Raw genomic sequence first — 14,312 nt, 5'->3', positions numbered from 1 at the left:
GACCCAGCGCCTAGCATGGAGATGGGGCTGCAAGCTGCGGCCCGCAATCGGTCCCTGGCGACGGGCGGCCGCGTTGACCTCCCGACGGTGCGATGCAACATAAAGTCATGACTGACCTTCGATCGATTTGCGTTTACTGCGGCTCCGGATCCGGCAACGACCCCGCCTTCGCCCAGGCGGCGGAAGAACTCGGCAAGGCCATGGCGCAGGCCGGCGTGTCGCTCGTCTATGGCGGCGGCGATGTCGGCCTGATGGGCGGCGTCGCCCGCGCCGTCCTCGACCATGGCGGCCACGTGACGGGCGTCATCCCGGAATTCCTGAAGGCGCGCGAGCTGATGCTGGCGGACGCGCAGGAGCTCATCGTCGTCCCGGACATGCACACGCGAAAGCAGATGATGTTCGACAAGGCCGACGCCTTCGTGGCCCTGCCCGGCGGGGTCGGCACGCTGGAGGAGCTCGTCGAACAGATGACGTGGTCGCAGCTGGGGCGCCACCGCAAGCCGATCCTGGTGGCCAACGTGGCCGGCTTCTGGCGGCCCTTCCTGTCGCTGATCGAGCACATGCGCGAGCAGGGTTTCGTGCGCAGCGGCTTTGAGGTGAACTACCTCGTCGCCGAACGGGTGCGCGACATCATCCCGATGCTGCGCGCCGCGATCGCCAAGGCGCGGCCCGACGAGGCGGCCGAAGAGCTGGTGGCCGAGCGGTTCTAGGCCGCCCGGGAGCGCAGCTCCACCGCGCCGGTCAGCCTCCCCAAATGCAAGAACGGCCGGCCTTTCGGCCAGCCGTCTTGGTCGTCCTCGAGGCGGGATGCGAACTCGCCCTGGACTTTCGTGAAGCCCTGTTGAGCTTATGGCGCCTTCGGGGCCGCCGGGGCCGGGGTCGGAGCCGTCGTCGCGGGGGCCGGAGCCGGCGACGTCGTGCTGGTCGGCGCGCTCGTCGTTGCGTGGTTCATCTCGTTGCCTTCATAACCACGCCAGACGAAGAACACGACGGCCACGACCGCGAGCACGCCGATGATGGCGCCGATGACGCCAGTATTGCTCGGCGGACGGCTGTATGTTCCAGGCGCATCCACGCCAGTACGCATGGCATCGTCGGTGATCGGGCGGTTGACGTCGTTAGGATCGTAGGTCATCTTGTCCTCCTTGAACTCATACCACTTACCTGTCGTGCCATTTGAACGCCCTTGTTTGGCAATTGTTCCAATTGCGGGCAGGCCGATAGCCTCGGCCAAAGACGTCTCCACACCCAGAAGCTTGGACTCGACCGCGGCTTGACGTCGATTTCGGAATTGCGGAAGCTCCTCCCCGGGGCAAGGATCCGGGAACCCGGACGCATGCGCGCCCGGACGGTTTCGTCCGGCAGGGAGGAGCCGATGATGCAGTCTCGCCGATACGACGCCGGCCTTCGTCAGCTTTGCGGACGAACGGTCGCCCTGGCCGCCATGGCGGCTTTGTTCGCCGCGCTGCCGGGGCCAGGCCCGGCCGCGGGGACCGCCCAGGCGGCGCCGGCCAAGCCCGCGGCCAAAGCCGGAAAGCCCATCAAGGTGACGATCACCAACAAGCGCGAAATGGCCGTCACCAGCATCGGCTTCGTCGCGCCGGGCGCCGACAGCGGCGGCCGCAACCTCCTCAAAAAGCCGCTCGCGCCGGGCAAGAGCGTCGTCGTGACGGTGCCGGCCAAGGCGGGCGAATGCGCCTTCGACGTCATGGGCTCCTACGCGGACCAGACGGAGATCTCGGGCGCGAGCATGGACCTGTGCGCCGATCCGAAGCTGACCCTGGTGGAGTAGGCCAGGACGCGCGCCGCCTTGGGCGGAGCGCCGAGGGCGCTAGACCTGCGCCCCGCACTTCATCAGCCGGTAGGTGATGCTGTCGGTGAGCGCCTGGAACGACGCGTCGATGATGTTGGCGGAGACGCCCACCGTGGTCCAGCGCTCGCCGTGGCGGTCGCCGCTCTCGATGAGCACGCGGGTGACGGCGTCCGATCCGCCCTGGAAAATGCGGACCTTGTAGTCCACCAGCTCCAGATCGGCGATGAGGCTCTGGTACTTGCCCAGGTCCTTGCGCAGGGCGACGTCCAGCGCGTTGACGGGACCGTTGCCCTCGGCGGCGGAGATCAGCGTCTCGCCCCCTACCCTCACCTTCACGGTGGCTTCCGAGAAGGTGACGAGGTCGCCGGCGGCGTTGTAGCGGCGCTCGACGCTGACCTTGAAGCGCTCGACGGAGAAGAACTCCGGCGCCTCGCCCAGCACCCGCTTGGCGAGCAGGAAGAAGGAGGCGTCGGCGCCCTCATAGGCGTAGCCCATCGCCTCGCGCTCCTTCACCTCGTCCAGCAGGCGGGCGACGCGCGGGTCGTCCCGGCGCACCTCGATGCCCAGGCGCTCCAGCTCGGCCAGAACGTTGGAGCGGCCGGCCTGGGTGGAGACCAGCAGGACGCGCTGATTGCCGACCGACTCCGGCGGCACGTGCTCATAGGTGCGCGGGTCCTTCATCACGGCGGAGGCGTGGATGCCCGCCTTGGTGGCGAAGGCCGAGGCGCCGACATACGGCGCATGGCGGTTGGGCGCGCGGTTGAGGAGCTCGTCCAGCGCGCGGGACGCCTGGGTGAGGCTTGAAAGGCCCTCGTCGTCGACGCCGATCTCGAACCGGTCGGCGTAGTCGGGCTTGAGCTTCAGGGTCGGGATCAGGGTGACCAGGTTGGCGTTGCCGCAGCGCTCGCCGAGGCCGTTGAGGGCGCCCTGGATCTGGCGCGCGCCGGCCCGCACGGCGGCCAGCGAGTTGGCGACGGCGTTGCCGGTGTCGTCATGGGCGTGGATTCCGAGATGATCGCCCGGCGCGTGGCCGCAGACCTCTCCGACGATGCGCTCGACCTCGTGCGGCAGCGTGCCGCCATTGGTGTCGCAGAGCACGACCCAGCGCGCCCCGGCCTCATAGGCGGCGCGGACGCAGGCGAGCGCATAGGAGGGGTTGGCCTTGTAGCCGTCGAAGAAGTGCTCGCAGTCGAGCAGGGCCTCGCGACCGCGCTCGCGAGCCACCCGGATGCTGTCGCGCACGCCTTCCAGATTCTCTTCCAGCGTGCAGCCCAGCGCGACGTGCACGTGGTAGTCCCAGCTCTTGGCGACGAAGCAGATCGCGTCGGCGGCGGCGTCGAGCAGGGTCGCAAGGCCCGGGTCGTTGGCGGCGGAGCGCCCTGCCCGCTTGGTCATGCCGAAGGCGGTGAAGCGGGCCGCGTGGGTGCGCTTGACCTTGAAGAAGTCGGTGTCGAGCGGGTTCGCGCCCGGATAGCCGCCCTCGACATAGTCGAGGCCGAGGCGGTCCAGCATGCCGGCGATCTGGATCTTGTCCTCCAGCGAGAAGTCGACGCCGGTCGTCTGCGCGCCGTCCCGCAGGGTGGTGTCGAAAAGCGTGAGTCGTTCGCGGGACATGCGGAAAGTCTTTCTGAAATCAGACGAGATGGTAGGCGCGCAGCGCGACATAGATCGCGAAGGCGACGAGCGCGACCTTCAGGGCCATGAGCCACCACAGGCGGCGGAGGGGCTTGCCGGAGGTGGGGCGGTCAGCGGGGTCGGTCATGAGCGCGCTCCGATGTCGGCGGCGCCGGGGCGCGTGGGGGCGCGCGGCGTCGGACGGGTGGAGCCCCGCCCGGCCGCCCCACCCACCGCCTTCGGCGGCCCCCCCTCCCCTGGAGGGGAGGGATGGCGCCGCGGCGTCACCGCTTCACCTCCCAGGTGGTGACCGGCTCGCCGGTCGCGGGGTCCTTGCCGTCCTTGAGCTGAATGCCCATCGTGGCGAGTTCGTCGCGGATGCGGTCGGACTCGGCGAAGTCCTTGGCGCGACGGGCGGCGAGGCGGGCGGCGATACGGCTCTCGATGGCCGCATTGTGTTCTGCGCTAGTCCCGGGTGCGCCCTTCAGTTTCGAGAACAACGAACTGAAACCGAGGGCTGCCAGTGTCGCAGTCAGGCGCCTTCCAGCCGCTGCGTCGCCCTTCTCTGCTTCGTTGAAGGTCATGTGAAGCCATGCGATCAGCCGAGGCGTGTTCAGATCGTCAGAGAGGATCTCCGCGGCGCCGGGATCAAATCCCGGCTCTACATCATCGGTCCAGCACCTCGCCCATGAACGCAGGTTTCTGTCCGCCTCGATCAAGGAATCCACCGTCCAGTCGATCGGCTGCCGGTAATGCGTCTTCAGCATCGCCAGGCGCAGCACCTCGCCGGGCCAGCGCCGGCCGCCGAACCTGTCCGTCTCCAGCAGCTCGTTGATGGTCACGAAGTTGCCGAGGCTCTTCGACATCTTCTCGCCTTCGACCTGCAGGAAGCCGTTGTGCATCCAGACATTGGCCATCACGCCGTGGCCGAAGGCGCAGGTGGACTGGGCGATCTCGTTCTCGTGGTGGGGGAAGACGAGGTCGATGCCGCCCCCGTGGATGTCGAAGGTCTCGCCGAGATGCTTCCAGCTCATGGCCGAGCACTCGATGTGCCAGCCGGGGCGGCCGAGGCCCGCGATTCCAGCCGGGGGCGGCCAGCCGGGCTCGCCCGGCCTGGAGGGCTTCCAGAGCACGAAGTCGGTCGTATCGCGCTTGTAGGGCGCGACGTCGACGCGGGCGCCGGCCTCCATCTCGTCCAGCGTGCGGTTGGCGAGCGCGCCGTAGCGGGGCAGCACGCCGTCGGCGGCGTTCATCGCGCCGGGCGAGAACAGCACGTGCCCCTCCGCCACATAGGCGAAGCCGCCCCGGACCAGCCGCTCGATGATCTCGCGCATCTCGGCGATGTGCTCGGTGGCGCGCGGCTCCGCCGTGGGCGGCAGCACGCCCAGCGCCGCGATGTCGGAGTGGAACTGCGCGGCGGTGGATTCGGTGACCCGGCGGATGGCCTCGTTCAGCGGCAGGTCGGGGAAGTCGCGGGCGGCGCGGTCGTTGATCTTGTCGTCCACGTCCGTGATGTTGCGGACATAGACGACGTGGTCTGCGCCGTAGACATGGCGCAGCAGCCGGTAGAGCACGTCGAAGACGATGACCGGGCGGGCGTTGCCGATATGGGCGAAGTCGTAGACCGTCGGGCCGCAGACATACATCCGCACCTTCGCCGGATCGATCGGGGCGAACTCCTCCTTGCGGCGGGTCAGCGTGTTGTAGAGCTTGAGCGACATGCGGTTCCACCCTCGCCAGACTGGCTGGGGATCCGCTTCGAGTTTTTCAAACCAAGACGGCTCCAGCCAGCGGTGACGCTAGCTGCAAATGTTCACGATCGAGATAACGGACGTGCGGGCCATCATGGCGGCACCATGCGTGCGGGCCGCGTCTCAGTCAAGGGTGCGGCCCTCGGCGCCGGCGGCGCGGGGGCGCCCCGGCGGGGTCGGCGCGGCGCGCGGGCGAAGTTTCGCCGGTGTGTGAAGCGCGCCACAGACGCACAGGGCAATTGCGGCGGAAGAGAGAAGAAGCGCCGATGCGCTTGAATGTTCCCGGCCGGATCAGCTATTCGCCGCCCCTGCCGCAGCGACCTTAACCAACCCGTTGTGCGCCGCCACACAGCAAGGAACCGGGGACCCGTTAACGTGATTGATACCGTCGAATGAGCACTCTCGACCCATCGCGTTCGCCCCCTCACAGCACCCCTCGGACCCTGATCATGTCGCTACGCGGACCTCTCTCCGTCGCCGTTCTCGCCGCTGGGCTCGCCGCCTCGGGCCTGATCGGCGTGTCGTCGACGAAACCCGCCGCCGCTCAGGGCGAGCGCTCGTTCCTGATCCCGGCCAATGACGGGTATGGGGTCGCCGACTGCCTGGCGACCGGCGCGGCCTGCGGCAGCATCGTGGCCAACGCCTGGTGCGAGGCGCATGGTCTCGGCAAGGCCGCCCAGTTCGGCCCCGTCGACCCGGCGGACATGACCGCCTCGGTGCAGACCACGAGCCAGACCTCCGCCGCCAAGGCCTATTCGGTGACCTGCGCCGAGTGACGCGCCCGGCGCACGGAACGACGAAGGGGGCCGCGGCCCCCTTTTTGACTCGCAACTCTGCGGTTCAGCCCTGCACCCAGTCGGCGCATTTGGGCGCCTCCGTGCCCGCTCCCCAGGGCATGATCGGCACCGCCGAGGTCGAGTTCTGCGGGGAGCCCTCGATCAGGCGGTCCGTGTAGACGAGATAGACCAGCGTATTGCGCTTGGCGTCGCAGCCGCGGACGATCTGCATCTTCTTGAAGATCAGCGAACGGGATTGCCGGAACACGACGCTGCCCTGCTCGAACTTCTCCTTGAAGACGACCGGGCCGACCTGGCGGCAGGCCAGCGAGGCCTCCGAGCGCTCCTCGGCCACGCCGAGCATGCCCTTGACGCCGCCCCGCTCCGGGATCGTGTAGAAGCACGCGACGCCGCCCACGCCCGGATCGTCCAGCGCATAGGTGGCGAGCTTGTCGTCGGGGGTCAGCATCTTCCAGACCGTGGACTTCTTGAAGACCAGGTCGGGCTCCTGCGCCTGCGCCGCGCCGACGCCGACCGCGGCGGCCAACGCCAGGGCCGCAGCCCACCCCATCACGCCGTTCTTCATCCCAGGATCCTCCATCGGGCTGAATATGGGGCCTTGATCGCCCGGCGGTAGAGGCCTTCGCGGCGGCAGGCGCCCCATCCACACTTTCGGCGTCATTGACCTTCTTAAGTCGCTCGTCCAACCATCGTGACGCGATTCCGCTGGGTCGCCCGGCCCTGCTGGAGCAAGGACTGATGAAGCCAATCACCCGGATGGCGAGCCTCGCGGCCGCGCTCCTTTGCGTCCTCGCGATGGCCGGGTCCGCCGACGCCCAGCAGACCTATTGCGACCGCCTGCGCGCCGATCTGGCGGCGCTCGACCGCAGCGCCGGCGCGGCCGGCCAGCGCCAGGCCATCGTCGAGCAGATCCAGCGCCAGCGCGGCGAGCTCAACCGCACCATCGCGTATGCGCGCTCCATCGGCTGCCAGCGCCAGCGCTTCCTGATCTTCGGGGACCCGCCGCCGCCCGAATGCCCGTCCGTGGAGGCCAAGATCAACAGCCTGGAGGCGGGCCTGGCGCAGCTCGACGCCCAGTCGCAGCGCGTCGGCGGCGGATCGCTGGAGGCGCAGCGCGCGTCGCTCTCGGCCGCCTATGAGGCGAATTGCCGGGGCGCCCAGCCGGGCATCGCGTCGTCTAGGCAACCCGGGCTGTTCGAGCGCCTGTTCGGCAGCCCGGTCGACGACGTGCCGGCCATGCCGGAGGACGAGGCGCCGCAGGGGCCGCTCGACGGCGGCCAGCAGGCGGCCGTGAACTCCGGCAAGACCCTGTGCGTGCGCAAGTGCGACGGGTTCTATTTCCCGATCAGCCAGTTCGCGTCGCGGGGCCGCTTCGAGACGGACGCCAGCCTGTGCCAGGCCTCCTGCCCCAACGCCGAGGTGGAGCTCTACGTGCAGCCCTCCGGCCGCGAGGCCGACGCGGCCGTGTCGCTGGCGGGATCGCCCTATACGGCGCTGCCGAACGCCTTCAAGTACCGCAAGAGCTTCGATCCCACCTGCGCGTGCCGCAAGGACGGGCAGAGCTGGGTGGAGGCGCTGGCCAACGCCGAGAAGATCATCGGCTCGCGCGCCGGCGACGTGACGGTGACCGAGCAGCAGTCGCAGGACATGGCCCGGCCGAAAGAGCCCGCGCCGCCGCCGCTGCGGGGCGCCGCCGCGCCCAAGCCGACCGCGGCGCCGCGGCCCTCCTCCGTGGCGGGAGCCCCGGGGGTCGATCCGTCGACGCTCAATCCCGGCGCTCCGGCCGGCCAGCCCGCGCCGCAGGCTCCGTCGCGCCGCGCCGCCCCGCCGCCCGCAGCGGGCCAAAGCGGGGTGCGTTCCGACGCCCTGCCGCCGCTCGGGCCGCCGATCACGCTGCCGCCCGCCGGCGTCCCGCGCGGGGCCCTGCAGAACTGACGAATGGGGGTCAGGCGGCCTGGCCGGCGAGGCGCGCCAGGGCGCGGGGACGGCCGATCAGCGGGAGCAGAGCCTTCAGCTCGGGCCCGTGGTCCAGCCCGGTGAGGGCGAGGCGCAGCGGCATGAAGAGCGGCTTGCCCTTGCGGCCGGTGGCCTGCGCCACCGCTTTGGTCCATTCGCCCCAGGTCTGGTCCGTCCAGGGCTCGGGGGGCAGCAGCGCGGCGGCCGCGTCGGCGAAGGCGGCGTCCTCGATGACGGGCGCGCAGGGACCCTCGACGACGCCCTTCCAGACCGCCACGTCGGAGAACACGGCGCAGTTGCCCCGCACGGCGAGCCAGAAAGCCTCGCCGCCCGTCACGCCGGCGGCCGTGAGGCGGTCGGCCAGGTCGGCGTAGTCGAGGCCGTGCAGGACCTTGGCGTTGAGCGCCTCGAGCTCGGCCTCGTCGAAACGCGCCGGGGCCCGCGACAGGCGGGCGATGTCCACGAGCTGAGCCAGCTCGTCGAGGCTGCGCACCGGCCTGACGGCCTCGGCCGAGCCGACCAGCACCGCCAGGGCGGCGACGGCCAGCGGCTCCATGCCGCGCTCGCGCAGCGAGCCGAGCGAGAGATGGCCGAGCCGCTTCGACAGCCCCTCCCCGCTCGCCGTGGTGAGCAGGTTGTGGTGGCCGAACAGAGGGACGGCTTCGGGGCCGCCCAGCGCCTCGAAGATCTGGATCTGCACGCCCGTATTGGTGACGTGGTCCTCGCCGCGGATCACGTGGGTGACGCCGAGGTCGATGTCGTCCACCACCGAGGGCAGCGTGTAGAGATAGCCGCCGTCATGGCGCACGAGCACCGGATCGGAGAGCGACGCCCCCTCCACATGCGCCGGGCCGCGCACGAGGTCGTCCCACGCCACCGAGCGGTGCTCCAGCAGGAAGCGCCAATGCGGGCGCCGGCCCTGCGCCTCCAGGTCGCGCTTCTCCTCGTCGGTCAGCCGCAGGGCGGCGCGGTCATAGATCGGCGGCAGCCCTCGCGCGGCCTGGCGCTTGCGGCGGCGGTCGAGCTCATCCTCGGTCTCGTAGCAGGGGTAGAGCCGCCCGGCGGCGCGCAGGCGCTCGGCCGCGGCGTCGTAGAGGGCGACCCGGTCCGACTGGCGGGCCGTGAGGTCCGGGCGGACGCCGAGCCAGGCGAGATCGACCGCGATGGCGTCGGCGAACTCGGCGCGCGAGCGCTGAAGGTCGGTGTCGTCATAGCGCAGGATGAACCGGCCGCCATGGCGGCGGGCGAAGAGCGCGTTCAGCAGCGCCGGCCGCGCATTGCCGATATGCAGGCGGCCGGTGGGCGACGGGGCGAAACGAACGACGGGCGCGGTCATGAGTGGCTTATGGCCGAGCCGAGCGGCCGGCGCAACGACGCCGAAAGCGGGCCGGCGCGCCAGGCGTGACATGCGTTAATCGCCTTAACCGGACAGTAACGTTACCGGTTTACTCATCACAGTCATCGGTTTTCGGGCGAGCGCCCCCTTCAGGCAAGGGTTTCACCCATGCGTTTTCTATCCTTGATCGCCCTCGTGGTTGCGGCCCCGACGCTCGGGCATGCGGCGGACTACCTGCCGCCCGCCCCGCCCCTGCCCTATGCGGGCCCGCAGGCGGAGTTCACCTGGGGCGGCCTCTATGGCGGCATCCACGCCGGCGTGACGACGGCCGACTTCAAGACCAAGGAGCTCGGCAAGACGCTGGTGGACGACGCCTACTACGCCCACATCGCCCATGACCTGGCCTCGACCTTCGTGCGGCTCGGCCGCGACTTCTCCGACCAGCAGCCTCATCTGGGCGGTTTCGTCGGCTACAACATGATGTTCGAGGACGCCGTGTTCGGCCTCGAGCTCGACTACACCCACATGAAGGACAAGCTGCTCGGGCAGACCTCCATGTCCGACGGCCGGCGGCAGGACCGCGGGGCCTATTCGGACAATATCAGCTACACGGCCACGGCTCGCGCCGAGATGGGCGACTACGCCATCCTCAAGGCGCGCGGCGGCTACGCGTTCGGGCGCTTCCTCCCCTTCGCGACGGTTGGCCTGGTGGTGGGACGCCAGCGGCTCGCCGCCGCCCTGAACAGCCAGTACACCGAATACCTGATCGACCCCGATACCGGGCGTCTGGGCGGGATCAATGTCGGCCCCACCGCGCGCAACTCGATCATCGGCAAGACCGGCTACAATTATGGCGGCGCCATCGGGCTCGGCATGGATGTCGCCGTGCTGGACAACGTGATGCTGCGGGCCGAGTACCAGTATATCGGCATGGCCTCCTACCAGGGCCTCAGCACGGCCGTCAGCTCCTTCCGGGTCGGCGCTGGCGTGAAGTACTGAGCCCGCCCGCCCCGGCGGACGCTTCTCCCGAAACGAAAACGGCGCCCCGGAGGGCGCCGTTCGGCGTTCAGGCCCGCCTTACTCGGCGGCTTCGACCATGGGCCGGCCGCGGGCGATGCGCTCGCGCTTGAGCTGTTCGGCCACCAGGAAGGCGAGCTCGAGCGCCTGCTCGGCGTTCAGCCGCGGATCGCAATAGGTGTGGTAGCGGTCGTGCAGGTCCGTGTCCGAGATGGCGCGGGCGCCGCCGGTGCACTCCGTCACGTTCTTGCCGGTCATCTCCAGGTGGATGCCGCCCGCGTGCGTCCCCTCGGCCTGATGGACCGCGAAGAAATCGCGCACCTCGGCCAGGATCAGGTCGAACGGGCGGGTCTTGTAGCCCGTCGCGGCCTTGACGGTGTTGCCGTGCATGGGATCGCAGGACCACACCACGGTGCGCCCCTCGCGCTGGACGGCCCGCACCAGCGCGGGCAGGTGGTCGCCCACCTTCTCGGCCCCGAAGCGGCAGATCAGCGTCAGGCGGCCGGCCTCGTCCTGCGGGTTCAGGATGTCGATGAGCTTGACGAGTTCGTCCGGCTTCAGCGACGGGCCGCATTTCAGGCCGATCGGGTTGCGGACGCCGCGGCAATATTCGACATGGGCGTGATCGAGCTGGCGCGTGCGATCGCCGATCCACAGCATGTGGCCCGAGGTGGCGTACCAGTCGCCCGTGGTGGAGTCGACGCGGGTCATCGCCTGCTCGTAGCCGAGCAGGAGCGCTTCGTGCGAGGTGTAGAAATCCGTGATGCGCATCTCCGGATGCGCCTCCGGATCGAGCCCGATGGCGCGCATGAAGTCGAGCGTCTCGGTGATGCGCTCCGACAGCTCCTGGTAGCGGCCGGACTGCGGGCTGTCCTTGACGAAGCCCAGCATCCAGCGATGGGCGTTCTCCAGATTGGCGTAGCCGCCCGTCGCGAAGGCGCGGATCAGGTTCAGCGTCGCGGCCGACTGCCGGTAGGCCTCGGTCTGGCGGCGCGGATCGGGAAGGCGCGCCTCGGGAGTGAACTCGATGCCATTGATGATGTCGCCCCGGTAGGACGGCAGCTCCACGCCGTCGACGGTCTCGGTCCCGGCCGAGCGCGGCTTGGCGAACTGGCCGGCGATGCGGCCGACCTTCACCACGGGCGACGAGCCCGCGAAGGTCAGCACCACCGCCATCTGCAGGAACAGGCGGAAGAAGTCGCGGATGTTGTCGGCGGAGTGCTCGCCGAAGGATTCGGCGCAGTCGCCGCCCTGGAGCAGGAACGATTCGCCCGCGGCGACCTTGCCCAACGCCCGTTTGAGCTTGCGCGCCTCGCCTGCAAAAACCAGCGGCGGAAAACCAGCGAGCTGCGCCTCGACGGACTTCAGTTCGTCCCCGTTCGGATAGACGGGCGCCTGCTGGATGGGCTTGTCTCTCCAGCTCGACGGGGTCCAACGCTCGCTCATCACCCTCTCCTCCATCATCCACGGCCCTGGCGGGTCTCCGCGGAGGGTGTTCTTCTTCGGAAAGCCGGGCTTATACAGAATGCTTCGGCGGCGCGCCACCCACAGGGCGGCGCCTGACTTGAAATGGGACAGGCTTGTCGCGCGCTCGCCTCAGCTTCGCCGCGCAAGCCAGATGCGCAAGCAACGGTTTGGCTTCATACTGCGTTGAGACGGCGCCGATTGTGCGAAGCGTACCAGCGTAGGGGGCCCGAATGGCCGATTTTCATCGTCGAGCAGTCCTGACAGGAGCAGCGTCCGCCGCCATGGCCCTCGTGGCCGGCTCGGCGCGCGCGGGGCAACCCTTCTGGCTGCCCTCCTCCCCCGAACCGTCGCCCTACGGCTACGGGGCCGGCACGGGCGGCCTCTATCCCGAGCCGATGCAGCCCAGCATGCGCGGACGGCGTCCGCCGGCCACGGGCGGCGGCCTCTACGGCCCGGTGGCGGGCGAGCCCTTCCCGGTGCCGGGGCTGAAGCCCTCGATCGTGCCGGAGGCTTTCCACCGCACGGTGGTGGCCTATGACAGCGGCGAGGCGCCCGGGACCATCCTGGTCGATCCGCGCAGCCACTATCTCTATTTCATGAATGGCGACGGCTCGGCCATCCGGTACGGCGTGGGCGTGGGGCGCAGCGGCTTCGGCTGGTCCGGCGTCGCCAATGTGCGCACCAAGCAGGCCTGGCCGGACTGGTATCCGCCCAAGGAGATGCTGGAGCGCCAGCCCGACCTCGCCGCCAAGATGCAGGATTTGCAGAGCGGCATCGGCATGCCGGGCGGCCCCGGCAATCCGCTCGGCGCGCGGGCGCTCTATCTCTGGCAAGGCAACAAGGACACGCTCTACCGGATCCACGGGACGGTGGAGCCCTGGACCATCGGCAAGAGCGTCTCGTCCGGCTGCATCCGCATGATCAACCAGGACGTGATCGATCTCTATGACCGCGTGCCGGTCGGGGCCAAGGTGATCGTGGCGGGCTCGGCCACGCCGACCGCCAAGGTGCGCCGCCGCCGCCGAGACGACGACATCGACGACGCCGCGCTGTGAGGCGCAAGCCTTAACGGCCCAGATAGGTGGTCTGCAGCGACGTGGCGATCTGCGAGAACACGGACGCCAGCGCGGCGGAATCCGTGGCGTCGAAATAATGGTCAGAGCCCGAGGCGCAGTTCTGCAGCAGCGTCTTGGCGGCGGCGTCGTCCACCATCAGGGCGATGCTGTAGATCTCGATGCCCTTCTTGGCGATGTTGGCGCACAGCTTGGCGGTGGTGTCGTCGGCTTCGTTGCGCTTGTTGCCCGTGTGCCACTGCTTGCTGCTGTCGAGCGAGAGCGTGTTGTTGCCGTCGGTCATGAACACCATGACTTTGCGGGGCAGCTTGTTGGCCGCGTCATAGGCGGCGCCCTCCGAGAACGGGGCGTCGGGCGACAGCACGTTGAGGCCCCAGACCAGGCCGGACGGCAGATAGGTCTCGCCCTTCGGGGTCATGGCGTTGATGGTCGCCTTCACGGCGGCGTAGTTCTTGGTGAGCGGGATCAGGGCCGTGGTGCAGGGCTTGGTGCTGGCGCTGGGGTTCTTGATGCGCACGGCCGGATAGGGGACGAGCGGCTGGTCGTCCGTCAGCCGCAGCGGGGTCGGCGTGCGCGAGCCGACGCAGCCGAGCCAGCGATACCAGTCCGTCCCGCTGGACGCCGGCGTGCACTGGCGCACGCTGGTCGTGGCGCGCTCGGTGTCGCATTTGGTGGACGAACACGTATAGGGGACGCCGTCATTGTAGCAGGTGCTGGTCGTCTTCACGCAGTTGTAGGTCCGGATCACCGGAAAGACGTCGGTGCATTTCTCAGGCGTGGACCAGCCGGCGCTGTAGTCGGTGGCGCCGGACAGCCAGAGCTGGGACCGGTTGGAGAGGCCCACATTGACGTAGTCGGCGAAGGGAACGACGCCGATCTTCACGTCCGCCTTGGGGTCGGAGGTCAGCGTGTCCACCATGGAGTTGGCGGCGGTCTTCAGCGTCGTCATCTTGTTGGACATCGACATCGAGTTCGTCGTGTCGAGCACCAGGACGAGTTCGACGCTGCCGGTCACGGCCCTGTAGGCCTGGGCCGTCGCGCCGATGATCGTGTAGTCGTTGCCGAAGCGCGCCATGAAGACGTTCTTCACCGACGTCGTGGCCGTCACCGTCACGGACCGGCCGTCGGCGGACAGGGACGCCTTGACCTGGAGCGGATTGGCGAAGGCGTAGCCGGACTTGGTCTCCGCCGCGAGGATCTGCTCGGCGCCGCCCTGGATCATGTCGGCGGTGTAGCGCGGGTTGCTGAGCGCCAGGGCGGTCGAATCCGTGATCGCCTGCAGGGCCGCCTGCGACGTGCTGCTGCGGCTGTAGTCGACCGCCGACCCCAGCGCCGCCATGAGCGGGATCAGCAGGACCGCGAACAGCACCGCCGCCATCCCGCTGTCATTGCGGCTGAACTGCAAGGGGGAACGCACGTGAGCCACTCCTGGGTTACGCAACCCTAGATTGCACTCACATCCATCGCGTTTTTGTTAATGTGCGAACC

Annotated in this window: 14 protein-coding genes; 6 read left to right on the top strand and 8 right to left on the bottom strand. The window is 69.1% G+C overall.

Going from position 1 to position 14,312, the window contains the following annotated elements; all coding sequences use genetic code 11:
• The first annotated feature begins 107 nt into the window (after positions 1-107).
• Complete coding sequence (locus tag ABEG18_RS04910; RefSeq protein WP_406856979.1) at positions 108-710, top strand: TIGR00730 family Rossman fold protein; 603 nt, start codon at positions 108-110, stop codon at positions 708-710.
• 137 nt (positions 711-847) lie between these two features.
• On the opposite strand, the gene ABEG18_RS04905 is transcribed toward ABEG18_RS04910, so the two are convergent.
• Positions 848-1,234 carry a hypothetical protein gene (locus ABEG18_RS04905; protein WP_406856978.1) on the bottom strand — a complete coding sequence of 129 codons (387 nt, stop codon included), beginning with the start codon at positions 1,232-1,234 and terminating at the stop codon, positions 848-850.
• A 144-nt stretch (positions 1,235-1,378) separates the two neighbouring features.
• On the opposite strand from ABEG18_RS04905, the gene ABEG18_RS04900 reads away from it, so the two are divergent.
• A complete protein-coding gene (locus ABEG18_RS04900; RefSeq protein ID WP_406856977.1) occupies positions 1,379-1,792 on the top strand; it encodes a hypothetical protein in 414 nt (137 codons plus the stop codon).
• Positions 1,793-1,831: 39 nt separating this feature from the next.
• Here ABEG18_RS04900 and cimA read toward each other — a convergent pair whose 3' ends face one another.
• The 3 genes from cimA to cysS all read right to left on the bottom strand — a co-directional run bounded on the left by cimA (position 1,832) and on the right by cysS (position 5,148).
• Complete coding sequence (gene cimA / locus ABEG18_RS04895; RefSeq protein ID WP_406856976.1) at positions 1,832-3,427, bottom strand: citramalate synthase; 1,596 nt, start codon at positions 3,425-3,427, stop codon at positions 1,832-1,834.
• Between the two features lie 19 nt (positions 3,428-3,446).
• Positions 3,447-3,575: a hypothetical protein gene (locus tag ABEG18_RS04890; protein WP_406856975.1), complete on the bottom strand. Its 129-nt coding sequence runs from the start codon at positions 3,573-3,575 to the stop codon at positions 3,447-3,449.
• A 136-nt stretch (positions 3,576-3,711) separates the two neighbouring features.
• Entirely contained in the window at positions 3,712-5,148 is a 1,437-nt protein-coding gene (cysS, locus tag ABEG18_RS04885; protein ID WP_406856974.1) for a cysteine--tRNA ligase, read from the bottom strand.
• Between the two features lie 479 nt (positions 5,149-5,627).
• Between cysS and ABEG18_RS04880 the strand changes: the two genes are divergently transcribed.
• Complete coding sequence (locus ABEG18_RS04880; protein WP_406856973.1) at positions 5,628-5,954, top strand: hypothetical protein; 327 nt, start codon at positions 5,628-5,630, stop codon at positions 5,952-5,954.
• Between the two features lie 64 nt (positions 5,955-6,018).
• Here ABEG18_RS04880 and ABEG18_RS04875 read toward each other — a convergent pair whose 3' ends face one another.
• Entirely contained in the window at positions 6,019-6,540 is a 522-nt protein-coding gene (locus ABEG18_RS04875; protein ID WP_406856972.1) for a CreA family protein, read from the bottom strand.
• Between the two features lie 173 nt (positions 6,541-6,713).
• Here ABEG18_RS04875 and ABEG18_RS04870 point away from each other — a divergent pair, with 173 nt between their 5' ends.
• Positions 6,714-7,910: a DUF2865 domain-containing protein gene (locus ABEG18_RS04870; RefSeq protein WP_406856971.1), complete on the top strand. Its 1,197-nt coding sequence runs from the start codon at positions 6,714-6,716 to the stop codon at positions 7,908-7,910.
• Between the two features lie 10 nt (positions 7,911-7,920).
• Here ABEG18_RS04870 and ABEG18_RS04865 read toward each other — a convergent pair whose 3' ends face one another.
• Positions 7,921-9,267, bottom strand: coding sequence for a glutamate--tRNA ligase (locus ABEG18_RS04865; RefSeq protein WP_406856970.1), 1,347 nt, complete (start codon positions 9,265-9,267; stop codon positions 7,921-7,923).
• Between the two features lie 168 nt (positions 9,268-9,435).
• Here ABEG18_RS04865 and ABEG18_RS04860 point away from each other — a divergent pair, with 168 nt between their 5' ends.
• Positions 9,436-10,266 (top strand): outer membrane protein, encoded by an 831-nt coding sequence (locus ABEG18_RS04860; protein WP_406856969.1) that lies wholly within the window; start codon positions 9,436-9,438, stop codon positions 10,264-10,266.
• Positions 10,267-10,344: 78 nt separating this feature from the next.
• Here the strand turns inward: ABEG18_RS04860 and ABEG18_RS04855 are convergent, their stop codons facing one another.
• Entirely contained in the window at positions 10,345-11,730 is a 1,386-nt protein-coding gene (locus ABEG18_RS04855; RefSeq protein WP_406856968.1) for a class II 3-deoxy-7-phosphoheptulonate synthase, read from the bottom strand.
• A gap of 302 nt (positions 11,731-12,032) precedes the next feature.
• On the opposite strand from ABEG18_RS04855, the gene ABEG18_RS04850 reads away from it, so the two are divergent.
• Positions 12,033-12,806, top strand: coding sequence for a L,D-transpeptidase (locus tag ABEG18_RS04850; protein WP_406856967.1), 774 nt, complete (start codon positions 12,033-12,035; stop codon positions 12,804-12,806).
• Between the two features lie 10 nt (positions 12,807-12,816).
• Here the strand turns inward: ABEG18_RS04850 and ABEG18_RS04845 are convergent, their stop codons facing one another.
• On the bottom strand, positions 12,817-14,241 hold the full coding sequence (locus ABEG18_RS04845; RefSeq protein ID WP_406856966.1) for a pilus assembly protein TadG-related protein: 1,425 nt from the start codon (positions 14,239-14,241) through the stop codon (positions 12,817-12,819).
• Positions 14,242-14,312 lie beyond the last annotated feature (71 nt).

The organism is Alsobacter sp. KACC 23698 (assembly GCF_045348435.1).
Taxonomy (GTDB): Bacteria; Pseudomonadota; Alphaproteobacteria; order Rhizobiales; family Beijerinckiaceae; genus Alsobacter.
Note: the sequence above shows the minus strand (reverse complement) of the source record. Positions and strands in the feature narration are given on the sequence as shown.